This is a genomic window from Vibrio sp. PID23_8 (assembly GCF_003584965.1).
GTDB lineage: Bacteria > Pseudomonadota > Gammaproteobacteria > Enterobacterales > Vibrionaceae > Vibrio.
This window is the reverse complement of record NZ_LIXE01000007.1, coordinates 28,571-51,540: the sequence shown is the minus strand read 5'-3', so window position 1 is coordinate 51,540 and position 22,970 is coordinate 28,571. Positions and strand designations below refer to the sequence as shown.

Below are 22,970 nucleotides of genomic sequence, written 5' to 3'. Positions count from 1 at the left end.
TATGACCCTACGCACTTAAGCGTAAGATTAAAAACAAACAAATAAATTGCTTCTCAATGCGAGTGCATTGAGGAAATTAACGCACAGAGATTTTACTAAGAAGAGACAAGCAGTAGTCTAGGTTGTACCAGAACGACAGCACCAAACGGCTATCGAGAATAGCCTTAATTCTCATCGTCTTCGTCCTCCTGATAAAAGAAAAGTCAGAAACCCCATGTCTCTGACCTTTTTTAATATAGTGCAGTTTTCAATCAAACTTCAGTGAAGTTCGCCTCATTTACGAAGGTTTAGCCCTTTTCATTCTGCGCTTGATGTTGTTCTCTTTGACCATGTAGTCGAACAAAGGAGCAAACAAGTTGGCAAACAGAATCGCTAACATGATGCCTTCCGGGTAGGCTGGGTTGAGTACGCGGATAAATATGGTCATCACACCAATCAAGATACCGTAAGCCCATTTACCGCCATTAGTGAATGCGGCCGATACTGGGTCTGTCGCCATAAAGAAGGTACCAAACGCTACACCACCAATCACAAAGTGCCAATAGAACGGCATAGAAAACATAGGATTGGTATTCGACCCAATCGCATTAAGCAGTAGCGACGTCACGGCTAAGCCAACAAAGACACCCGCAACAATCCGCCATGAGGCTATCTTCATAAAGATCAGCACCAAACCTGTGAGTGCAATCAGCAAAGTCGAGACTTCCCCCATCGAGCCCGGCAGGTTACCAACAAATGCGTCCACCCATGAGATAGGTTGTCCCGTCATGTTGTTCATCAGGGCACTCTGACCGCCTTCATACCATTGACTAAGTGGTGTTGCGCCAGAGTACCCATCCGCAGCAATCCACACCGCACCACCAGACATGTTAGCGGGATAAGCGAAGTACAAAAATGCGCGTCCTGCCAAAGCGGGATTTAAGAAGTTTCGTCCCGTACCACCGAAGATTTCTTTCGCCACCACGATACCAAAAGTGATACCCAACGCGGTTTGCCATAATGGAATGGTTGGAGGGAGAATCAAGGCAAACAGAATCGAGCTGACAAAGAATCCTTCATTCACTTCATGCTTACGGACGATGGCAAACAACACTTCCCAAAAACCACCGACGATAAACACGGTCGCGTAGACGGGTAAAAAGTAGGTCGCGCCGACGAGTAGCTTACTCCCCCAACCGGCTTGACTCGCCGCTTCAACCGACCCCCAAACCCAACTCAGCCCCCAAGAAGCATCAATAGCTTGTTTCGCTGCTGCTTGGTCAAGACCATACAACAAAGCATAGCTAGATTGCTGACCGATGTTATACATGCCCCAAAACATCGCGGGGAAAACGGCTAACCATACCATAATCATGATGCGCTTTAGATCTATGCTGTCTCGAACGTGGGTAGCGCCGTGATTCACTTTACCCGGCGTATAAAAAAGGGTTTCGACAGCTTCAAAGAGTGGGTAGAACTTGTGGTACTGGCCTCTCGGTTCAAACTTTGGTGAGACCTTTTCAAAATAACGCTTCAAGCTCATTGTTCCTGTCCCCCTTTTGATCACGAACATATGAAGTATTACGCCAGATAACGAAAAGCGATCGTTTTTAATCTGTTCCCACTTATTCAGCGTAACTAACTGTCTACATAATGTGTACTAGGGAGAGAACTAATGGATACTCTTGCCATCGATTTAGCGCGGTTTCAATTTGCGTTCACCGTCTCGTTTCACATTATTTTTCCAGCATTTACGATCGGACTTGCAAGCTATCTTGCTGTGCTTGAAGGGCTGTACTTGCGAACAGGCAACAAACAGTACATGCAAATCTACCGATATTGGTTAAAGATTTTTGCTATCAGTTTTGGCATGGGCGTAGTTAGTGGCATCGTTCTCAGTTATCAATTTGGCACAAACTGGAGTGTCTTTGCAGACAAAACTGGCCCTGTTCTTGGTCCACTCATGGGCTACGAAGTACTTACCGCTTTCTTCTTGGAGGCAGGTTTCCTCGGGGTCATGCTTTTCGGTATCAACAAAGTGGGAGAGAAACTGCATTTTGCTGCCACTTGTATCGTTGCTTTTGGCACCTTTCTTTCGGCGTTCTGGATCCTCTCTGTCAATAGTTGGATGCAAACGCCAGCTGGCTATAGCATCAACGAGGTCGGTCAATTCATACCGGAAGATTGGTGGGATATTGTCTTCAATCCCTCCTTCCCTTACCGCCTAGTTCACATGCTCTTGGCAGCATACTTAACTACCGCCTTCGTCATCGCTGGCGTAGCCGCGTTCCACTTACTCAAAGCAAAGCATAACCCGTTGGCACGCATCATGTTCTCAATGGCGATGTGGATGGCGGCGATCGTCACTCCAATACAGATACTTGCTGGTGACATGCATGGCCTAAACACAATGGAGCATCAACCCGCCAAAGTGGCTGCAATGGAAGGGCATTATCAATCACATAAAGGTGCGCCATTGATCTTGTTTGGTATCCCGAATGAAGAAGAGAAGACAATAGAATACGCGCTTGAAATTCCTAAATTAGGAAGTCTGATTTTAACGCATGATCTCAATGGTGAAGTGAAAGGGCTTGACGCCTTCCCAGAAGAAGAGCACCCACCCGTCAGTATTGTTTTCTGGTCATTTCGCATAATGGTGGCGATTGGGTTCACTATGCTTCTTATCGGGTTGTGGAGTTTATGGCTCAGAAAACATAACAAACTGTTTGATTCTCCGGCCCTGTATCGAACTTGTCTATTCTTTTCTCCGGGCGGCTTTGTCGCAGTATTAGCCGGCTGGATTACCACTGAAGTCGGTAGGCAACCTTATACCGTTTATGGTTTGCTAACGACAGCGAATTCCGCCTCTCCCATTGATGCTGCGGCAGTGAGTGTCTCCCTCACCGCATTTATCGTTGTCTATTTCACCGTATTTGGTGCGGGATTCTTTTATCTTCTCCGTCTGATGAGAAAGTCGCCAACACGCTATGAAGAAGGCTTAGACAGTCGACTTCCAGACGGTTCAGAAACCGACATCATCACCCACTCCAATCATCTGACTTAGGGAGTAACAGACATGGATTATGCACTTATTTGGTACGTGCTCATTGGGCTTGCAGTCTTGATATACGTAGTGCTCGATGGGTTTGACCTCGGTATCGGCATCCTATTTCTCAGCGCAGATAGTAAGGACGAACGCGACATGATGATGAACAGTATCGCGCCAGTTTGGGATGGTAATGAAACTTGGTTAGTACTTGGTGGAGGTGGGTTGTTTGCTGTATTTCCCCTCGCTTATTCTATTATCATGCCCGCTCTTTATGCCCCTCTTATTCTGATGCTTCTTGGGCTCATTTTACGTGGGGTCTCTTTTGAGTACCGTTTTAGAACGCAACGCGGACAATTTCTTTGGGATAGCGCTTTTTTTATCGGCTCCTTCACTGCGGCTTTAATGCAAGGCATCATGTTGGGTACATTGCTTCAAGGTATTGATGTGAGTGATCGAGCATACAATGGAGGTTGGTTCGACTGGCTCTCTCCTTTCAGTTTGTTTTGCGGTGTTGCGCTGGTATGCGCATACATTTTACTCGGGGCTTGTTGGTTGCTAATTAAACTGCCTGAAGACATGATCAGTCGATACTACGTTGTTGCCCGCCGCTGGGGATTGGCGATGGTCGCGAGTATTTTTATCGCCAGTTTATGGTTGCCAATTAGTAGTGAGTTGGTCTTTCAGCGCTGGTTCTCTATGCCTAATTCGCTGCTGTTTTTTATCTTACCTATCGCTGCGGCCATTTTGATTTGGCAATTGTTCAAAGCATTGCTAGAACACAAACCAGTAAAAGCTTATGTTTTAGCAATAGGCCTATTCTTTATTTCTGTTGTTGCTTTTGGTGTAAGTACTTTCCCTTACTTAGTCCCCTTTGCACTGACTTATCAAGAGGTTGCCGCTCCAGATAAGAGCTTAATTTTCTTGCTCACAGGTAGTGCGGTATTACTACCACTGATCATTGCTTATACCGTCTACTCATACTGGGTATTTCGAGGCAAGATAAAACAAGGAGAAGGGTATCATTAATGAAATTCCAACCGATTCTTTGGTTCATCTGCATTTGGTTAATAAGCGTGCTAGCTCTCTTCATTGTTAGTAGCCTCATACGCTATGTGCTCATGTAAATCGAATAACGAGCGTTTAAATAACAAGACTTGGCCAGTGTTATCACAACGAACCCCGCAGGTTCAACTGATTAGGTATATACTGATTCAAGAATAAAACAATGGAGTGCTTTTATGAATGTGAGGATGTTCTGGACAGTGATGCTTTCAATTTCTGTTCTACCATTAGCAAATACAGTTCTTGCGGTTGACAAGCAGATGTCTCAAGAGATGAAGAAAAAGATGCAGGCCATCTGTTCGCCGGAAAAAGGGCTTGCTGGCGGCTGGAAAGTGTCTGAAGTCACCCCTGATGCACGGCGCTCTCTTAACATGGTTTTGCATCAAATGAACGCCACCGACCAGCTTAAACAGATCAATCAAGTCCGAACTCAAGTGGTTGCGGGTACACGCTACGCTATCGAGTTCGAGTTAAAAAATGGGGAGATCTGGAATGCAATGGTATTCCACAGTTCTCGTGGTGACTACATGATCGAAAGACACGCCAAGAAAGGTGCTCTCTGTCCAAACAGTAAACCTTAAGCTCTGAATCGATTCAATAACCAAAGGCGACCACGTCGCCTTTGCTATTTTTAAACCTTTCCATTTACCTTATCGCAAATGTACTCTCCGATTGGCATGGCAGATGTGGCTGCTGGCGATGGCGCATTACATACGTGTAGACTTCTTGCGCTCTCTGCGAATAGGAAGTCATGCACCAAGGTTCCATCAGAAAGAACCGCTTGCGCGCGGATTCCTGCTGGGTAAGGTTTAAGATCCTCCACTTGAATACTTGGGCAATATTTATTGACCCGCTTTAGATACCCTGATTTCCACCATGAGTTTTTGAACTCATCCAACCCCGTTTTAAGATGCTTTTGCGTGACTTTCCAAAAACCCGGGAAGCTGAGCATTTTCAATGTATCGTGCAGGCTGAAATTTACTTTCCCGTATCCTTCTCGCTTCCAGCCCAGCACCGCATTTGGCCCCACAGTGACCGAGCCATCAATCATGCGTGTCAAATGAACACCTAAGAATGGTAAATCAGGATCAGGGATTGGATAGATAAGATGATTCACTACGTGCTCATGTTTGCTGTCTAGGCGATAGTATTCACCACGATACGGAATGATTTGAAAATCGGTAGGGATACCCATCATCTTCGTCATGCGATCAGCCATCAAGCCACTGCATGTGACCAAAAACTTGGCGTTCAGGTGCATGGTTTTTCCATCAAGAGTACAAGTAATTTGCACTTCTTCGCCTTGCTCTTCTATCGCGATAACTTCTGTCTTCAAGCTCACATGTCCACTGAGCTTTTGGAACTCTTTTACCATCTGCCCTGTCACCAAACGATAGTCGACAATACTGGTCGCTTTAACGTAAATCGCACCTAAACCGGTGATGTGCGGCTCAGCCGATTTCAGTTGTGCTTTGTCAAGCAGTTCTACCTCGATACCGTTGGTAAGACAACGCTCATAAAGGGCGTTCATGCGATCAACTTCCTGCTCATTGGTTGCGACCAAAAGCTTGCCGCAATTCTCAACTGGAATATCGTGCTTCGCACAAAAAGAGAAGGTTCGCTCTACACCACGCTTACAAAAATCGGCTTTCAAACTGCCCGGTGCGTAGTAAACGCCAGCATGAATCACCCCACTATTGTGTCCGGTTTGGTGCTGAGCAAAATCAGCTTCTTTCTCGACTAACAAAATAGAGCAGTCTGGGTAACGTTGCTGCAATTGCCACGCAGTAGAAACACCGACAATACCGCCACCAACAATAATGTAGTCATAGACAGGTTTCATACGGCCTCTCATAACACCGAAAGTTGAGATTGTTGTAATTTGAACTTACGACCACTGTAAACAAAAATCGCGACAAAGACAGTGCAACAAGCCACACGAACCAAGATGGGAATATCTGGCCACACTAATAGCGTACCCGATGCCACCAAAACAAATCTGAGCAAGAGATTCAGAGGCCCTTCTAGATACCCCTCTATCGCACCGATGAGCGAGTAAGTACCAATGATCGCAAAAAAGCCAACGGTTAGTACAGAGGTCACATCCCAACTTACTAAACCGGTATAGGCAATGAGTAATGGAACGAGATACAAGCCTTTAGCAATCTTCCATGCCATTAGGCCTGTGCGCATCGGCGGCGTTTTGGCAATCGTCGCGGCAGCAAATGCAGTCAAACAAACCGGAGGCGTTACATTGCTGTCTTGTGATAGCCAGAAAATGATCAGGTGCGCGGCCAACAATGCTAACCCTACTGCCTCGATACCCAAACTTTGCTCTAGCAGAGTTTCCATAAAGTCAGCGGGCACAAGCGCGACCATTTCTTTTGCAGTTTCTAATGCCATTGGTGCATTCAAGAGTTCCAACTTATCAGGCGCCACAAGCATAAAAATCGCTTTTGCTTGCTCTGGCAATTGGCCCGATATCATCAGCTCGAGTAATTGATTTTCGGCGATCAATTTATACAGAGCAGGTGCAGAAAGCGTCCCCAATACAATGTATGCGGCCGTTACTGGTAAGCCCATCCCAAGAACCAAAGACGCCAGAGCAATCAATATCAACATGATAAACAAGTCCCCATTTGCCCATCCATCAATCATCAGTGAGAAGGTGTTCCCAATACCGGTTGTACTGATCACATTGATCACCAAACCGATGCCCACCAGCAACACCGCCGTCGTGGCCATATTTTTCGCGCCTTGAGAGAGCGCTTCGATGATCGCTTTCGGGCCCATCTTATGCTCTTTAGAGAACCAAGATGCCACCACCACAGAAATAATGGAAAGTCCTGCGGCATACGTTGGCGTGAAGCCTTGTACCAGTAGCGTGACGAGAACGACAAGTGGAATCAGATTGTGCCATCCACGGATAAGCACCTTAACTAGCGATTCTTCACTCGTCGTGATTTTCTGTACGCCACTGCGTTTTGCTTCGATGCGAACGAAAAAAGCGACCGATAAAAAATAAATCAACGCAGGCACAAACGATACTGCGATGATATCCACATAAGGGATTTGCGTGTAAGACGCCATAATGAACGCCCCAGCCCCCATTATTGGTGGCATAAGCTGCCCACCCGTTGATGCCGCCGCTTCGACGCCTGCTGCAAAACGGGAAGGAAAACCAGCTTTCTGCATAAGAGGGATACTAATAACACCGGTTGATACGGTATTGGCAACACTAGAGCCAGAAACCGAGCCCATCAAACCAGAGCCAATGACCGCAATAAAGCCCGGACCACCGATGATTTTGCCAGCAGCTGCACGAGCCACATTGATGATGTAATCCCCCACGCCAGAACGGACTAAAAACGCACCAAAGAGGATGAACATAAACACGAACGTCCAGCTAATGCGAGAAATGGAGCCAAACATCCCTTCAGAAGAATAAAAACTGCGGTAAAGCAAGGTTTCCATGCTCAAACCGGGGAAATGAAAAATTCCCGTCGCCCATTTCCCCCACAGCACAACATAGCTCAAACACACCACAATCAGCACCGGAATAAACCAGCCCATTGTGCGACGGATCAGCTCAATCACGATGAGAATGGCCATGATGGCAAATACCCAGTCACTAGTCACAAACTTCACGCCACGTTCATACAAGGCATCTTCAGCAAAAGGAATATAGATCAAACAAGCGATCGCGCCCAATGCAATCAATACGTCTACCGCCAAGGCCATTTTGCTCTGTCTAAGAGAGATATGAGCCGGGTACCAAAGCGCACAAATCACGGCAAATCCCGCGAAATGGGTGGCGGAGATCCACAACTCTGGTAGCGTCGATAAGGTGTTAAACCAGATATGCAAAATAGAAAGTACGACACCAAACACCGTAATGGTGGTGGTCACCCATGGGAAGTCACTGCGAGTGGGTAGCTCAAATTTCTGCAATCCCTTTTCAATTGAGTCGCTCATCTCTTACTCCAAGCTCAAAGGCGTGTGTGGCTACCCGAGGTTACATTCGACTCAAAGGCCACTAAATCCTGCTGCCTTTTGTTCCATCTCAGAAAGTTCAAAACCTAAAGGCGGGCGAAAGTGCCCCAAGCTTCTACTCGGGGCAAAGTGGGCACTATTGCACTATCAATGATGATGGGACATCAACGCCCATTTCTTTGTAGTAACGGACAGCACCTGGGTGTAGAGGCACTGGCAAACCAGCAATCGCCTTTTCAATCGCCATTGCTTTGGTCGCTTTGTGGATGCCTTGTAGGAATGGTAAATTTTCGTAGACCGCTTTCGTTAGCTGATAAACGTCTTCTTCCGAGATGTCGTCACGCACAGCAAGGAAATTTGGTTGAGCAATGGTTGTGATTGGCTTATCCAAACCGGGATAAGTGTTAGCAGGGATCTCGTACTTGGTCCAAAGGTTATAAGTACCATTCGCCTCTTTGATTTGCTCATCGGTAAACGAAAGAATAGAGATATCTTTACCTAATGCCGCAAAGGCTTGAGTCACGGCACCAACAGGTACACCTGCTGGCGTATTCATACCATCGATAGTACCGTTTTGTAGTGCACTCGCACTACCACCATAGCCCATAAATGCAAGGTTGAATTTTTCAGGGTCAACGTTTAAACCTTTCATGATCTGGCGACCTGAGTTTTCTGTCCCAGAGTTCTTCTTACCAATAGAGAACTTCTTGCCGTCTAAGTTATTTAGGTCAGTAACTGTGCCTGTTGTAGCGAACTCAGTTCGAACAATAAAATGTTCAACGTTCTGCCATAACATAGAAACTGAACGCAACTGATCTTGGCGACCGCTTTTCGCGTAAGGACCTTCACCAGACCATGCCCAAGCGCCGTACAGCCCCTGAAGAATAGCGAATTGCGCTTCGTTCTCATTGAGCAATTTTACATTTTCACCAGAGCCCGCAGAGCTAATTGCAGATAAAGAAAAGTGGTGCTTGGGTGCCAATTTCACTTTGCTCAACGTGGCAAGTGCGACACCCACTGGGTAGTACGTGCCACCTGTTGATGCAGTGGCAAGAATGTAGCTACGCTCTTCCGCCGCAGCATTAGCAGCAATACCAAAAGAAGTTACTGCAACAGCCAGAGCCTTAACCAGCTTGTTCATTTTCATTATTACTCTCCGTGTAGTCGTTTTGCGATTGAAGTTCACACTATGCTAAATACTAATTAACAACAAACCACCTTAGGCAATTCTGCTTCAATCTTATAAGTCATTATTTTAATTGCATTACTTAATAGCATACGGGATAAGCAAAAATCCGCTTATTTACCATTAAACTGATAAGCAATATTTTGCCTATTTATAGGTGCGCTTTTTCCATTTTACTTCTCAAAAAGTTAATGAGTTGTGATCGATAAGAGATAATCCCCCAATAGCGAATGAGAATTTTTTGCCAATTATGATGATAAGGTGAAAACCACTAAGTAAACGTCTTGGCAACAAGAAGTTAAGGCGCAATGCCCTAGCTTGTTTATTTGATAAACATCGACACTAGCAAAAAACACTAAAGACTGAGCTAAAAATCACCAGAACATAGAGTGTTAATGAAATGAAAAGTCATATAGTCCAACTTATAACCTAGCGTCCAGTTCAATCCACCACTTCATAAACATACATCAACCAGATCAGCTTATTTTCTACTGCAGGGTTGTATCCATACCCCTATGTTGCTACGGTATCAGCACACCAAGGTAAACGTATTCCTTGGTATTTTTTCGCCATTAAGGATCACCCATGTCAGCAACTGCGCAATTACAATTTGCTTTAAAACGCCCATCAGGCGTTGCTGCTACGATCCTCCTGCTCTCTCTGGAACAGATTCAGAGCTGACAGGCGATTTCTAAAAATTCTGTCAGTTTGAGAAGAAGCTGACGGGAACACTTCATACTCTCCCCATTCCTTTCAGTTTCTTCCAAGTGAAACGTAAGAGGAATAACCATGTTAAGCGCACGCAATATCGCTGCTTTAGGCTTTATGACTTTCGCCATGTATTTAGGCGCAGGTAACCTTATTTTCCCCCCCATTTTTGGGTTACCAGGCGGGTGAGCACTTTCTCAGTGGAATGTCTGGCTTCCTCTTAACCGGTGTTGGTCTACCAGCAATGGCACTCGTGATAGTGGCTATCGTCAATGGTTCCGACAAGTTAACCGCAGCTCTGCCTAAATCCTTGGCAACCAGTTTTTGGGTGATGGTGTTTATCGTGATTGGCCCTGCATTCGTGATCCCACGAGCCATTACCGTCGCTTACCAATTTAGCTTCGCGCCCATGTTTGGCGACGCCGCTTTAGTGCCTTTCACCATCGCGTTCTGTGTAATCACCATTTTGTTCGCGCTTTACCCAGGTAAGTTGATCGATAACTTGGGGAAAGTTCTGACGCCAGCATTGATGGCAATTCTAGTGACAATATCGATCACGGCTTTGGTTTACCCTGCAGGTGAACTCACACAAGCAAGTGGTCCATACATCAATGGCGCTTTTGCTGAAGGCTTAACGCAAGGTTACATGACCATGGACGCGCTAGGTTCAATCGGTTTTGGTTGGATCATCTTCCGTGCTATTCGCAGCATGGGGGTGGACTGCCCGAAAGCAACGGCGAAGTACACGCTTATCGCCGCATTGATGTACGCCATCGCAATGGCATTTGTCTACACCTCATTGGCTTATATTGGCTCGACTAGCTCGTACTTAGGTTTCGAGTTTAGCAACGGCGGTGACATCCTAACGGCATTCACTTTTAATCACTTCGGTGCGTTTGGTTCACTATTGCTAGGTGCCGTAATGATACTGGCATGTTTGACCACAGCGATTGGTGTCACCACTGCGGGCAGCGAGTTCTACGACAACACGTTTAGCAAAGTGAGCTACAAAGGTGGCGTGATCACGACCATGGTATTGGCAGGGTTGATCGCTAACGTAGGCCTTGAGCAGCTACTAGCCATCACATTGCCAACGGTTGTGGCACTTCATCCAGTCGCGATTGCGTTGATGATCATGGCGCCTATACGTAACAAGATGTCACAGATGATGGTTGTCGTAACCGTGTTTACCGCGCTGGCATTTGGCTGCGTAGATGCATTGCACATCCTCGGTTGCATGCCAGAAGCAGCAAACCAATGGCTAGATAATAACATGCCGCTATATCACTACTTTACAAGCTGGATTGTGCCAACTGTAGTAATCGTCTGCATGAGTATCTTAGCCTACAAATCTGAACAAAAAATCCTACTGGCAAACTCTACACGTTAAGCCATTACCACAGAAGCCCACGGAAAGGGCTTCTTTCTATTTAGCTGTAAAGTGTCATCGGTCCAAGACAACGGAAACGAATTAGTCTAAGATAGCGAACATTTACTGCAAATAAGTAAAGGATTAATAACTACTTAGTCACTATGCTAGGATGGCAAGGCAACATGGACAACTTTTCTTTAGATATAAGAACGCTCAATTTCACCATTATTCTTTTCTCTTGTATCTACTCTATTGGACTCATGTTCTACCAATACAGCCAACGTAAAATTCCGGGGCTCACGTGCTTCGCTATTTCACTGTTGTTCATTGGTGCTGGCCCAATGTTGCTAAGTTTTCGAAACGGCGTATCCGATTGGGTCACTGTCGTTGCCTCAAATACCATCATATTGCTAGGCTTCTTACTCACATTATATGGGGTGAGTGTGTTCCGCGCTTACTCACTCAAAGTCGCGAATTGGTTAACGGTCGCTTTGCCCATCGCAAGCGGGCTAACCTATTATTTCACCTTTCACGTCCCGTCTATTCGTATGCGAATTATTGTCATTAGTATCTATTTGTCTACAGTAACACTCGCAAGTGCTGTTGCAATGATGAAAGGGGAAAACAATGATCATCGACTGCCAATGATTGGTATGGCAACTTCTCTATGCGGGTTCAGCATTTTCATGGCCGCACGGGTCATTTGGTCTCATTTCGACGTAGAGCTCACCAGTTTCATGACAGCAGGGCTTATCCACCAGCTCACCTTCTTATTCAGTATCTGCCTGGTTGTGTCGATGAGTTTTTGTATGCTTTGGCTCATCAATGCACGTCTACTCACCTCAATTAAAGAACTTTCCGCTCAGGATGCCTTAACGGGGCTGTTAAACCGTCGGGCAATGGAAGGTGTCATTCCTGAGATCGTCGAAAAAGCCAGATTAAAACAAGAACATCTCAGTATCATCATGACTGATATCGACAATTTCAAGCACATTAATGATGCCTGTGGTCATCTGTCGGGTGATGAAACGATAGTGAAAGTGGCCAAGCTAATGACAAGGTATTTACCACCTTCAGCTCAAGTAATTCGCTTTGGTGGGGATGAATTTATGATAGTACTGCCATGTCATACCGCAACTCAGGCGGCTGCCCATGCAGAAAAGCTAAGAGAGTTGGTGAGAACCGAACCTTGCTTCGAGAATAGTCCAAAGCCTGTTACCATGAGTTTTGGTGTTGCTCAAAAGGATAAAACTGAAAGCTTGCACGATGTGATTTCACGCTCAGACCACGCCCTATATCACTCCAAAAAACAAGGCAGAGATAAAGTCACCGTACTCTCTACAGAAGAAGAGTTTGGCCGACCTTTTTACCAACAAAGTGCGTAACTAACTGGTGTAATCAGAACGGTTCAGACCAAACTTTTGCATCTTTTGATTGAGCGTTCTATGAAGTAAATCCAACTCTAACATCACTCCATCAATACCGCCCTGATGCCTAACCAACGTATCGTGCAAGATTTTACGTTCAAAGTTATGCAGTTGAATCGCAAGTGGTACACCAGACTGTGCCTCCTCGGTCGTTGACGAGGGACGGCTAGATAGTACTTCCATCACCGAAACCGTATCATCCAATACAAACCGCATCGCCACGTTTTGCAACTCACGCACGTTACCCGGCCATGAGTAAGCGCCTCACTTAATGCTTGGCTCACCACCTTATTCTGCCGAGCAAAGTGCTTAAAGAAAATCAGCGAATCCTCTTCCCTCTCTCTGTGGTGGCAAATAGATCTGTGCAACAATGAGACGTTCCCCAGATTTACCCAATATCATGGGCGAAGCGAACAGATTGCTTCAGGTGTTAGGAAACCTGGTCTCTAACGCATTAAATGCGATGAAAAATACAGAAAGCTCGCAGCTAAACCTTATCGTGACTCCAACCAATAATCAGGTAGAGTTGCTCATTAGTGACAATGGCTGTGGCGTATCGGATGAGCTGCTAGAATCGATGTTTGAACCCTTCCAGGCCTCGAAGAAAATTGGTGAAGGCTTAGGATTGGGATTCGTGATCACCGCAAACAATATGCGCGATATGAACGGGCAAATTACCGCACATAAGAATAAACAAAATGGATTGACCTTCACCTTATTGTTCAAATCGGCGTGAATTTCTATCGATTACAAAATCATCATTAAAAATAGGCATCCCCGCTGTTTGAGAAAAGCACGATCTCAATACAAGAATCCCTCCTTGACCTATACTATTCTCTAACACTGAAAACATACACTACAAAACAATAAAGAGTGAGAAACATGATTACGTTTCCTGAGCATTTTCTTTGGGGCGGTGCCATTGCTGCAAACCAAGTAGAAGGGTCGTACAACCTTGGGGGGAAAGGGTTATCGACATCAGACATGTTGCCAAACGGCATCTTGAGTCCGCATCAAACCCGTGAAGAACGTACGCCTGGCATCAAAGACGTGGCGATCGATTTCTATAATCGCTACCCCGAAGACATCGCGCTATTTAAAGAGATGGGGTTCAACTGTCTGCGCCTGTCTTTGGCGTGGAGCCGAATCTTCCCAAACGGTGACGAACTAGAGCCGAACGAAGAAGGCTTGGCGTTCTACGATAAAATTTTTGACGAATTAGCGAAGCACGATATTCAACCTTTCGTAACCTTGTCTCACTACGAAATGCCTTACGCGCTTGTTGAGAATTATGGCGGTTGGGGCGATCGTCGCGTCATCGAATTTTTCGAACGCTATGCACGTACTGTGCTCGAGCGCTACAAAAACAAGGTAAAACTCTGGCTAACATTCAACGAAATCAACATGTCTTTGCACGCACCATTTACTGGCGTGGGTTTGCAAGAAAATGCAAGTGAACAAGACATTTACCAAGCCATTCACCACCAGTTAGTGGCAAATGCGAAAGCGGTAAAACTGTGTCAGCAAATCGTACCAAACGGCAAGATTGGTAATATGTTGCTTGGCGCGCTCAACTACCCATACACCTGTAACCCTGATGATGTTCTCGCGGCAATGCATGAAAACAACAAATGGTTGTTCTTCGGCGATGTACAAACTCGCGGTCAGTACCCTGGCTACATGAAGCGTTACTTCCGTGAAAACGGCATTGAGATCAAGATGGAAGCGGGCGATGTGGAAGAGATCGCAGCGGCAAGCGTCGACTTTATTTCATTCAGTTACTACGCCAGTGGTTGTGCGAGTGCGGATCCGAAACAGAAAGAAGTCGGCAACATCGTCGATAGCGTACCAAACCCATACCTTGAAAAGAGTCAATGGGGCTGGTTAATCGACCCGAAAGGTCTGCGCGTTCTACTAAACTTCCTACACGATCGCTACCAGAAGCCACTGTTCGTGGTGGAAAACGGCCTAGGGGCGCGTGATGAAATCGATGAAAATGGCGAGATTCAAGACGACTACCGCATCGCTTACCTTAACGATCACCTAGTGCAAGCGCACGAAGCGATGTTAGACGGCGTGGAACTGATGGGCTTTACAAGCTGGGGACCAATCGATCTAGTCGCTAACTCCACTGCCGAGATGAGCAAGCGTTACGGGTTTATTTATGTTGATCGTCATAACGATGGTCAAGGCACACTCGAACGTAAGCGCAAGAAGAGCTTCTTCTGGTATCAAGATGTGATTCGTACTGCCGGTGGCTCACTTAAAAGCTAGTCTTACTGAAATATAAAGTGCCATTTCTTTAAACTAAAAGCTTTAAGTGACAACTGAATCATTGAAACTAACCAAGCCCTGCAAACGCAGGGCTTTTCTTATTCTCGCCATTCAGTCGATTAAACACCGATTTCATCACCGTCTTCGCGGCGAATAACAACCGTCGCGGCACGTGGGCGCAGTTTCATCCCCGCTGGTGTGGCTTCCGCAGCATTGTCACTGTATGGCCAGTTACCTGGGTGTTGAATGTTCACGAACAAGGATTTGTAATCTGGGCTGATGGTAAACCCCGTGACTTCACAGCCGTTTGGACCAACAAAGAATCGCTTCAACTCAGCTTGGTTATCTGCGCCAATCACGACCTGATTGCCATTTTCATCCATCAGTTTTGATGGCACGACAGCGAGCATCTGGTCGTTGGTGTATTCTTCCACCTCATCCGCACCGTTATCGGTTTGAATCCATAAAATCCCACGCGGATCAAACGCCAGACCGTCAGGGCTTGCAAACTGGTTAAGCTCCGTCAGGCTAGATCGGTTAGTATCCGCATCACCATTTGCTGGAGCACCAAATACAAAGATATCCCAAGTAAACTCTGTTGCTGCTTCACCTTCATCCCAGCGAATCACATGGCCAAACTTGTTGTTCAAACGCGGGTTGGCAGGGTTGGTATCGTCTTTACGCTTAGTGTTATTGGTGAGCGTTAGGTACACAGAACCGGTGAATGGATCTACTGTACACCACTCGGGGCGATCCATTGGCGTCGCACCAACAAGGTCAGCCGCACCAGCCGTATTAAGAATGATTTCTGCCAACGAGTTAAAGCTGTCTGCCAACGTACCACCAAAAACGGTCGTTCCGTTTAGCGTCAGTGGCAACCAAGCACCTGTGCTATCTTCATTGAAGCGTGCCACATAGAGCGTACCCTCATCCATGTACTTATCACCCGTTGCCAAACGGTTCGCTGGATTTGCATCTGCAGGGTCCCAGGCAGCTGCTGATTCAAATTTGTACAAATACTCAAAACGAGAATCGTGACCAGAGTAAAATACAACGGGCTTACCTGCTTCAAGCTTACCGAATGTACAGCCTTCGTGGCGGAAACGACCTAGCGCTGTACGCTTCTTAGCGCGAGAGTTTTGCGTGTAAGGGTCAATTTCAACAATGTAACCATGGCCATTTGCTTCGTTACGATAATCGTCCATCGCAGTGACTCCCGTTGGTTCGACATTGAATCGCGTAAACTCATCCAAACGCTCATCGGCATTACCCGCTAGCGTTTCCCATAAATAACGCGTACTTTCGTCATCCACACCAATACGATCTTGCTCTTTCGTACGAACCCCCGCATTGACAAAATAACCCGGCCAGTTCTCCTCACACGTTAGGTAAGTGCCCCATGGCGAGAGCCATTACCACAGTTATTTAGTGTACCGCGCGCTTGGCTACCATCCGGCGAGAAGCGAGTCACGGTGAGAGCAGTGTGTGCAACAGGACCAGACAGATCCATGACTGTCGCACCAGTGTAACGGCGGTTTAGTGGGTCGGTATCCACCAACTTCCACATATTGTCTTCTAGTTGAATACGAACAACTGACACACCATGTGCGTTAATTTCTTTGCGGACTTCATCAACAATTGTACGTACACCATTCTCTACCGTGGGTCCATTTGGATGCAGTACCGAAGTATCAATGTACTCATGGTTAATGCACAGCAAACCATCCTTTGTGCTGTCGTTCAATGGAAAGAAATGCATGCCGTCATGATGCATGCCTAATGCGTTAAGTTGATCAGCACTGCTGTTGCTGCCATCATCTTTCCAGGCATTACCTTGTGCATTCAAAGGCGTCCCCCAAGGCACCAAAACTTGTGCGATGTAGCCTGGAGGCACAACGACCGCATCAGTTAATGAGCCTGGAATGGAATCGAAATTCAGTACCGCATTTGATACGCCCGAGCCACTTCCAGCAGAAGCCACCGAACCTGAGCCTGAAGAATTACATCCAGACAGACCAAATGTACCAAACGCAGTCATGGCCCCCATGCCGATCCCACCTTTCAGGATACTACGACGAGATAAACTCGCTTCCAGTACTTCTTCAAAAGGCTTGTTGTTACTATGGTTATAGCGTGTTGCATCGAACGTTTGCTTGCTCATGGTGTTACTTTCCCAATGTATGAGTGAGTTATCGGTTTATGAATCATGTTCGAAAGGAAGTGTGAAAGAGAAAAGTGACGGAAATAATCCATCTTTGTGAACTTTGTGAATTTTGTGTTTAAAAGATGCTATAAAGCACCTATCCACTCTACATACTCCCGATTTTGCTTGGGCTAAGCTAAGTTTGGGGGTATAAGGTTTATACTCGAGTGACTTCAACTCGTGCCTCGTATGTAATCAAGGCACACTCGCTGAACCTAGCATCTTGAGGTTACTTAGGTATATTTAAATCATCCACGAGAGATAATCATGAAACTAGATAAAATCGATAACAAAAATCGTCGTCTTCGTAAGAAGCTGTTCCTAGGTGAATTCGCAATTCTAGGTTTCGATATTAGCTGCGAAACTGACATCAACGACTTTGACCGTTACGATGCATTCGTTGATGACTTTATCGACTACATTGATGGCCTAGGCCTATGCTTTGGTGGCGGTGGTCTTGAGCTATTCGAAGGCTTCCTATGTTCAATTGAGCGTTACAGCAGCGCAACAGAAGAACAAAAAGCGCAGGTAGTAGCATGGCTACAAGCTCGCCCAGAAGTAAACAGCGTAAAAGCAGGTGAATTGGTTGACGCAAACTACCTATAATCTGGTAGTACAACGTAAAAACCAATGGTAGAGAAAGCTAGTCTTAGGACTGGCTTTTTGTTTTTTACAAACAGGAATAATTAGGAACTAATCGGAGTTGGTATTAAGTGCTTGTAGAGCTGGCAATTAAAGGGAAACATTAGAATTCCATTGCCAGCTCAGTGACGTCGAGTGTGGTTTACTATGCTTTTCTAGCAGTCTCAGTTTTCGTATCTTTCCAGTATTGGATACGTACACGGTGTAGCTGAGCCCTTCTCATCTTTTTCATAGCAATCTCCCTCATCTATATAGGTAACGCTCTTCATGAGCTTATTGTCTAAGGTTATTTCCCCTCCAATCTATAGGGGATAGAACGAATTAACTGTGACCAATTTCACAGCATAATGATAAATATCGGTTTTGCACGTTCATTTTTTAACCAATTAAACCATTTTCATCTTGATGATACGGTTAAGTTACTCATTACATATGACAGAAAAATGGCAATCAAGTTCCGTAATTCATCTGTCATTAAATCTTAATAACGACTCTTCGATTAAGAGTAAAGTGCGTGTTCCATCTTCTTACGCCTATCGAATACGATACGCAATCAAGTACATCCTCAATCTAAAAACCGAAGCTGTTCTCCCTCTGTGATCACGGAATCTCTTTGCTTTCGAACTTATCGTGAAACTGATCACATTCTAGAAAAAGGGAAATAGAGCCATTGCCATACATCAACCCGAATCTTTGTGCGAGATCTCTTACAAGCCGCGTAAGCCAATCTCCCATCACCAGATAAGAACAAAGCGAATTTGATAGTAAACAACTGAATTATAGGAATAATAAAAACAAAACCAAGGCATACTGCAAAAGTTTTTTTTCTAAGGCGATTGAGAGTCATCAACAAAACATCAATACTGTCTTCGTCGACAGGAAGTTGACGGGAACAGGAAAAAGCCTAATGGATTAGGTATCTTCAGGATGAAGATTTGGTAGCTTAGGATGAGTTATCAGCAAGGATGTAGTTAAGCTCTTGGATAGAGTTCGCCCGTCAGGATGATAGGCCAGAATGGACACCGCTAGGAAGGCGATGAACAAGGAACTCGGTTAAAGGACTTAACCACAATCAAGGATAGATGCAGGGAGCACCTATAGTAGCTGGATTGCTGCAAAAGAGAATAAGCCCCGTCTGGGAAATCAGGCGGGGTTTTATTTTGCCTGTCATTTCTGATCAAGCGCCTGCATAATGCTATTATTTCTGCAACTTATCTTAACAAACGTCTTAGCACACAACACTCTATGCTCAATCCTGTTTGGTTACACACGTTCAAAACATTAGTCGAGGTCGGTCATTTCACTCAGACCGCAGAAAAGCTCTATATGACACAGCCGGGGGTAAGCCAGCATATAAAAAAGTTGGAACAGGCGTGTAATCACCCTCTCATTAAACGTGAAAACAAAAGTTTTGAACTGACCGAGCAAGGTCGAATGGTGTATGCCTACGCGCTCGAGTTAGAAGAGAAAGAGAAAAGTCTATTAGAAGATTTAAATTTCGATGACCCATTTGCAGGTTATTGCAAGCTCGCGTGTTCTGGTTCTCTCGCGTTGATGTTATTTCCGCCTCTATTAGAAAAACAAAAGCAACATCGTGGCTTATCGATTCAGTTAGAAGCAGCCCCGAACCAGTCCATACTCAATGGTGTGGCTGACGGTCGAATTGATATGGGTATTGTGACCCACTCACCAAATAAAAGTGTGTTCCAAAGTGAGCAAATTGGTCGAGAGACTTTGTGTCTGATCTTACCGAAATCCTACCAAGGAACAACGCTAACTCCGGAACTACTGAAAAGCTGTGGTGTTATCGGACACCCTGACGCCGAGCATTACATGACACTATTTTTCGACCAATGTGCCGAACCTTTACTAAATGAAATAAAAGTCAGTGGCATGCCGCGTTCTGGATATGTAAACCAACTCAGCCAAATACTTTTACCCGTAAGCAAAGGGCTCGGCTTTACCGTTTTACCGCGCAGCGCTGTCGAGAGCTTTCCATTAAGAGAGGCATTGTATGTCGCGGAGCTAAAACAACCCGTTTATGAGGATTTGTTCTTAGTCAGAAAACGCAGCCGCACATTACCTCTGCGCTATCAAACCATCAAAGAAGTATTATTAGGTGTGATTGATGGCGCGGTGCATGGGGCAAAATAGCAACTTAAGTTACCAAATTCGTTTTAAACTATTCTCTAAACGTTTAATATTCGTGGTCAAATCATCACTTTATTTCTTTACATTCATTCCAAAAAATATTGCTTTTTCACAATATTTTTCTTCCTCTAGCCCTTGACAGTCGCACACAGTAAGGGCTGAGCGTACAATAAATTATTTTTATCGTTTCAATTATTTTTTTTCGTTTTTATCCATTAAGAAAACCCCCTAAGGTTCGCCCTCTGACGACGTGGTTGTCCAACCACCATTCTAAATCGTTGTTGAAGAGTGGGTTCTGTCACATCATTCACACACTCTCGCTATACTCTATACTTACATTTTTAATTTGGTACTGACTTACTAAGGAATTGCCATGCGTATTGCTATTCTTTCTCGTAATGAGAATCTATATTCCACTATGCGCCTAAAGCAGGCGGGTGAAGAGCGCGGACATCAAGTTGATGTTATCGATACTCTGCACTGTTATATGGATATTACGAGTAACAACCCTCGAATCCGCTACATGGGTGAAGAATTGCCAAAATACGACGCAGTGATCCCACGCATTGGTGCTTCTATCACTTTCTACGGTACCGCTGTTGTGCGTCAGTTTGAAATGATGGGTACGTTCTGTGTGAACGAGTCAGTCGCAATCAGCCGCTCTCGTGACAAGCTACGTTCGATGCAGCTTCTATCACGTCAAGGTATTGGCCTTCCTCGTACCGGTTTTGCTCACCACCCTGATAACATCCAAGACGTGATCAAAAACGTTGGTGGCGCTCCACTGGTTATCAAACTGCTTGAAGGTACTCAAGGTATCGGTGTTGTTCTTGCTGAAACAACAAAAGCCGCAGAGAGCGTTATCGAAGCATTCATGGGTTTAAAAGCCAACATCATGGTGCAAGAGTTCATTGAAGAAGCAAACGGCGCTGATATTCGCTGCTTCGTTGTAGGTAACAAAGTTATCGCAGCAATGAAACGCCAAGCAAAAGAAGGCGAATTCCGTTCGAACCTTCACCGAGGTGGCTCAGCTCAACTTGTTAGGCTAAGCAAAGGAGAGCGCGCAACGGCAATCAACGCAGCGAAAGTGATGGGCCTAAACTTATGTGGTGTCGACATTCTTCAATCAAAGAACGGCCCTGTGGTAATGGAAGTTAACTCTTCTCCAGGTCTTGAAGGTATTGAAACTGCGACAGAGAAAGACGTTGCTGGCATGATCTTCGATTTTATTGAGAAGAATGCAAAACCAAACGCTAACCGTACTCGCGGTAAAGGTTGATATTTGTTTAATACCCATCTTAACTTATTTAGGTGGGTACAAGTGAGTGTCTACACGTTAGACTCTCACTGTTACTCGTCGCTAGGATGACACTATGAATCAGAAAATGATCATTGGGAACGCCGAAGCAATTTGCTTACCTGAGTTAGGGATTACTCACCTAGAAGCGCGCATTGATACTGGTGCACAAACTTCTTCTATTCACGTAGATAACCTTGAGTGTTTTGAAAAAGACGGTCAATCTTACGTAGAATTCGATTTACACCCAGATGTCTATCACCTAGAGCAAGTGGTTCGCTGCAAAGCTCTAGTGAAAGCAAACCGTAAGGTGAAGTCATCAAATGGTACATTCGAACACCGTTACGTAATCACCACGATGCTGCGTATGGGCGGTCAAGAATGGCCAATCGATATTACGCTAACGAACCGTGGTAAAATGACCTACATGATGTTGTTAGGCCGTCAGGGTATGGCAGACAAAGTTCTGGTAGACCCTAGCCAATCGCACCTACTGGCGCCATAATCCCCCGTAGCTACAGATGAGTGAACTTCACAGTCACTCATCTGGCTCTTTACGCCTTTCTTTAATTTGCTTTTTTGTTTCTTAATAGAGAGCATACCAAGCCTTTTATTTTTACCTTTGTCACTCGCCAATGTGTGATCGGCCTTGTAGGCGTAGTATTCATAATATGTTGATAAGCAGTATGGTCGAAATCGACTTCTCCGCCGTGGGCAACCAACAAGCATGTTGGATTCATTTCAAAGACTCGCAACAACGATTGACGATACTGATTCGGATGAAAGATAGGAAACGGTGCAATCAAGTGATTCTTCACCTGCACCATTAAGTCTGCGACATAGAGCAAATCTTGTTCTGGATGATAAACCGATAAATCTCGGTCGGTATGCCCTGGCGTTTCCAACACTTGCCAATCTTCAAACCCAGGGATGGTATCACCATCCAATAGCTCAAGATCAGGACGAAGCTTTCGCGAGTACCATAAATTACGCTTCGGCTTGCGCATTCTGTTCGCCATCCATCTAGCCAAAATTAAATCGGTCAAATGCATAAGCCAACCGTCAAAACCACCATACCAATGATGCTCTCGCTTTGCTGCCAACACTTTACATCCTGTCAACTCACGAAGCTTATGCGCAGCTCCAGCGTGATCTGGATGCATATGGGTGACAATGACTAATTTAAGGTCGGAAAAACGGCGATTAAGCTGATGCTCGATAAAGTCTTTAAGATGAAGAATATCTGCCCGACTTGCTCCATCAAGCAACATTAGCTTATCTGGATACTCCGCGAGATACATCGTCTGTATGTACCCTTGAATTCTGTGAAGCCGCAAAAATCTGTCCTTTGATCATGTTGATAATTCGTCGTAACCAATTTCCTACTGGTCAGACCAACTATAACAGTAGGATGAACACTCTGTTAAATAAATCGTTACCCCCTCACTAATAACAAATGCTAATCGACACGGGTAATTTTAATCATTAGACTCCAATTGGCTTTTGTCCGTTAATGCGCGCACACGGAGTTCGTGTCAGGGTATGAGGTTATCGCCTCATGATTTGCTTTTTTGTACTTTCTCTTCTATTAAATTAAGAACTTAAGTACATTTTTGTGAGATTCGAT

15 protein-coding genes and 4 pseudogenes are annotated in these 22,970 nt (G+C 45.3%); 12 read left to right on the top strand and 7 right to left on the bottom strand.

The features are described 5' to 3' along the window. Nucleotides 1–277: 277 nt before the first annotated feature. Nucleotides 278–1,522: an NADH:ubiquinone reductase (Na(+)-transporting) subunit B gene (locus AK966_RS12905; RefSeq protein ID WP_119464299.1), complete on the bottom strand. Its 1,245-nt coding sequence runs from the start codon at nt 1,520–1,522 to the stop codon at nt 278–280. A 132-nt stretch (nt 1,523–1,654) separates the two neighbouring features. Between AK966_RS12905 and AK966_RS12900 the strand changes: the two genes are divergently transcribed. The 4 genes from AK966_RS12900 to AK966_RS12885 all read left to right on the top strand — a co-directional run bounded on the left by AK966_RS12900 (nt 1,655) and on the right by AK966_RS12885 (nt 4,671). Further along, the gene (locus AK966_RS12900) at nt 1,655–3,043 is read left to right on the top strand and encodes a cytochrome ubiquinol oxidase subunit I (protein WP_099078302.1); all 1,389 of its coding nucleotides are present in this window, start codon (nt 1,655–1,657) and stop codon (nt 3,041–3,043) included. 12 nt (nt 3,044–3,055) lie between these two features. Then, the gene (gene cydB / locus AK966_RS12895; protein WP_119464298.1) at nt 3,056–4,054 is read left to right on the top strand and encodes a cytochrome d ubiquinol oxidase subunit II; all 999 of its coding nucleotides are present in this window, start codon (nt 3,056–3,058) and stop codon (nt 4,052–4,054) included. After that, the gene (locus AK966_RS20450) at nt 4,054–4,152 is read left to right on the top strand and encodes a DUF2474 family protein (RefSeq protein WP_099078304.1); all 99 of its coding nucleotides are present in this window, start codon (nt 4,054–4,056) and stop codon (nt 4,150–4,152) included. The genes cydB and AK966_RS20450 overlap by 1 nt, the downstream gene beginning before the upstream one ends. 114 nt (nt 4,153–4,266) lie before the next feature. After that, entirely contained in the window at nt 4,267–4,671 is a 405-nt protein-coding gene (locus AK966_RS12885; RefSeq protein ID WP_119464297.1) for a cystatin domain-containing protein, read from the top strand. Nucleotides 4,672–4,721: 50 nt separating this feature from the next. Here the strand turns inward: AK966_RS12885 and lhgO are convergent, their stop codons facing one another. The 3 genes from lhgO to AK966_RS12870 all read right to left on the bottom strand — a co-directional run bounded on the left by lhgO (nt 4,722) and on the right by AK966_RS12870 (nt 9,230). Further along, a complete protein-coding gene (lhgO, locus tag AK966_RS12880; RefSeq protein ID WP_119464296.1) occupies nt 4,722–5,933 on the bottom strand; it encodes an L-2-hydroxyglutarate oxidase in 1,212 nt (403 codons plus the stop codon). Between the two features lie 8 nt (nt 5,934–5,941). Beyond that, entirely contained in the window at nt 5,942–8,065 is a 2,124-nt protein-coding gene (locus tag AK966_RS12875) for a TRAP transporter permease (protein ID WP_119464295.1), read from the bottom strand. A gap of 154 nt (nt 8,066–8,219) precedes the next feature. Then, the gene (locus AK966_RS12870; protein ID WP_099078308.1) at nt 8,220–9,230 is read right to left on the bottom strand and encodes a TAXI family TRAP transporter solute-binding subunit; all 1,011 of its coding nucleotides are present in this window, start codon (nt 9,228–9,230) and stop codon (nt 8,220–8,222) included. A gap of 828 nt (nt 9,231–10,058) precedes the next feature. Here AK966_RS12870 and brnQ point away from each other — a divergent pair. Both brnQ and AK966_RS12855 read left to right on the top strand, forming a co-directional pair. After that, nucleotides 10,059–11,367: pseudogene (brnQ, locus tag AK966_RS12860) on the top strand (branched-chain amino acid transport system II carrier protein). Between the two features lie 164 nt (nt 11,368–11,531). Then, nucleotides 11,532–12,734 (top strand): GGDEF domain-containing protein, encoded by a 1,203-nt coding sequence (locus AK966_RS12855; RefSeq protein WP_099078355.1) that lies wholly within the window; start codon nt 11,532–11,534, stop codon nt 12,732–12,734. Here the strand turns inward: AK966_RS12855 and AK966_RS12850 are convergent. Then, a pseudogene (locus AK966_RS12850) lies at nt 12,735–13,154 on the bottom strand (sigma-54-dependent Fis family transcriptional regulator); the annotation flags it as partial. A gap of 7 nt (nt 13,155–13,161) precedes the next feature. On the opposite strand from AK966_RS12850, the pseudogene AK966_RS12845 reads away from it, so the two are divergent. Together AK966_RS12845 and AK966_RS12840 are read left to right on the top strand one after the other, a co-directional pair. Next, nucleotides 13,162–13,512: pseudogene (locus tag AK966_RS12845) on the top strand (sensor histidine kinase); the annotation flags it as partial. A gap of 146 nt (nt 13,513–13,658) precedes the next feature. Beyond that, nucleotides 13,659–15,050: a glycoside hydrolase family 1 protein gene (locus AK966_RS12840; protein WP_099078311.1), complete on the top strand. Its 1,392-nt coding sequence runs from the start codon at nt 13,659–13,661 to the stop codon at nt 15,048–15,050. 119 nt (nt 15,051–15,169) lie between these two features. Here the strand turns inward: AK966_RS12840 and AK966_RS12835 are convergent. Then, nucleotides 15,170–17,211, bottom strand: a pseudogene (locus AK966_RS12835) (PhoX family protein). 309 nt (nt 17,212–17,520) lie between these two features. Here AK966_RS12835 and AK966_RS12830 point away from each other — a divergent pair. The 4 genes from AK966_RS12830 (at nt 17,521) to AK966_RS12815 (ending at nt 21,848) form a co-directional block, all read left to right on the top strand. Beyond that, nucleotides 17,521–17,859, top strand: a complete 339-nt coding sequence (locus AK966_RS12830; protein WP_099078313.1) for a YggL family protein — start codon at nt 17,521–17,523, stop codon at nt 17,857–17,859. 1,281 nt (nt 17,860–19,140) lie between these two features. Then, nucleotides 19,141–20,049: a LysR family transcriptional regulator gene (locus tag AK966_RS12825; protein WP_119464293.1), complete on the top strand. Its 909-nt coding sequence runs from the start codon at nt 19,141–19,143 to the stop codon at nt 20,047–20,049. Between the two features lie 370 nt (nt 20,050–20,419). Continuing rightward, nucleotides 20,420–21,325 carry a 30S ribosomal protein S6--L-glutamate ligase gene (gene rimK / locus AK966_RS12820; protein WP_119464292.1) on the top strand — a complete coding sequence of 302 codons (906 nt, stop codon included), beginning with the start codon at nt 20,420–20,422 and terminating at the stop codon, nt 21,323–21,325. A gap of 94 nt (nt 21,326–21,419) precedes the next feature. Continuing rightward, nucleotides 21,420–21,848, top strand: a complete 429-nt coding sequence (locus AK966_RS12815) for a RimK/LysX family protein (protein WP_099078317.1) — start codon at nt 21,420–21,422, stop codon at nt 21,846–21,848. Nucleotides 21,849–21,909: 61 nt separating this feature from the next. On the opposite strand, the gene AK966_RS12810 is transcribed toward AK966_RS12815, so the two are convergent. Further along, nucleotides 21,910–22,644 carry an MBL fold metallo-hydrolase gene (locus tag AK966_RS12810; RefSeq protein ID WP_182852677.1) on the bottom strand — a complete coding sequence of 245 codons (735 nt, stop codon included), beginning with the start codon at nt 22,642–22,644 and terminating at the stop codon, nt 21,910–21,912. Between the last annotated feature and the right edge of the window lie 326 nt (nt 22,645–22,970).

Bases quoted from the DNA above. Each gene is read 5' to 3' on its own strand.
- AK966_RS12855 (WP_099078355.1), top strand. From the start codon at position 11,532: ATGGACAACTTTTCTTTAGATATAAGAACGCTCAATTTCACCATTATT.
- AK966_RS12830 (WP_099078313.1), top strand. From the start codon at position 17,521: ATGAAACTAGATAAAATCGATAACAAAAATCGTCGTCTTCGTAAGAAG.
- AK966_RS12870 (WP_099078308.1), bottom strand. From the start codon at position 9,230: ATGAAAATGAACAAGCTGGTTAAGGCTCTGGCTGTTGCAGTAACTTCT.
- AK966_RS20450 (WP_099078304.1), top strand. From the start codon at position 4,054: ATGAAATTCCAACCGATTCTTTGGTTCATCTGCATTTGGTTAATAAGC.
- AK966_RS12900 (WP_099078302.1), top strand. From the start codon at position 1,655: ATGGATACTCTTGCCATCGATTTAGCGCGGTTTCAATTTGCGTTCACC.
- AK966_RS12825 (WP_119464293.1), top strand. From the start codon at position 19,141: ATGCTCAATCCTGTTTGGTTACACACGTTCAAAACATTAGTCGAGGTC.
- AK966_RS12815 (WP_099078317.1), top strand. From the start codon at position 21,420: ATGAATCAGAAAATGATCATTGGGAACGCCGAAGCAATTTGCTTACCT.
- AK966_RS12885 (WP_119464297.1), top strand. From the start codon at position 4,267: ATGAATGTGAGGATGTTCTGGACAGTGATGCTTTCAATTTCTGTTCTA.
- AK966_RS12905 (WP_119464299.1), bottom strand. From the start codon at position 1,522: ATGAGCTTGAAGCGTTATTTTGAAAAGGTCTCACCAAAGTTTGAACCG.
- AK966_RS12840 (WP_099078311.1), top strand. From the start codon at position 13,659: ATGATTACGTTTCCTGAGCATTTTCTTTGGGGCGGTGCCATTGCTGCA.
- cydB (WP_119464298.1), top strand. From the start codon at position 3,056: ATGGATTATGCACTTATTTGGTACGTGCTCATTGGGCTTGCAGTCTTG.
- AK966_RS12810 (WP_182852677.1), bottom strand. From the start codon at position 22,644: ATGTATCTCGCGGAGTATCCAGATAAGCTAATGTTGCTTGATGGAGCA.
- AK966_RS12875 (WP_119464295.1), bottom strand. From the start codon at position 8,065: ATGAGCGACTCAATTGAAAAGGGATTGCAGAAATTTGAGCTACCCACT.
- rimK (WP_119464292.1), top strand. From the start codon at position 20,420: ATGCGTATTGCTATTCTTTCTCGTAATGAGAATCTATATTCCACTATG.
- lhgO (WP_119464296.1), bottom strand. From the start codon at position 5,933: ATGAAACCTGTCTATGACTACATTATTGTTGGTGGCGGTATTGTCGGT.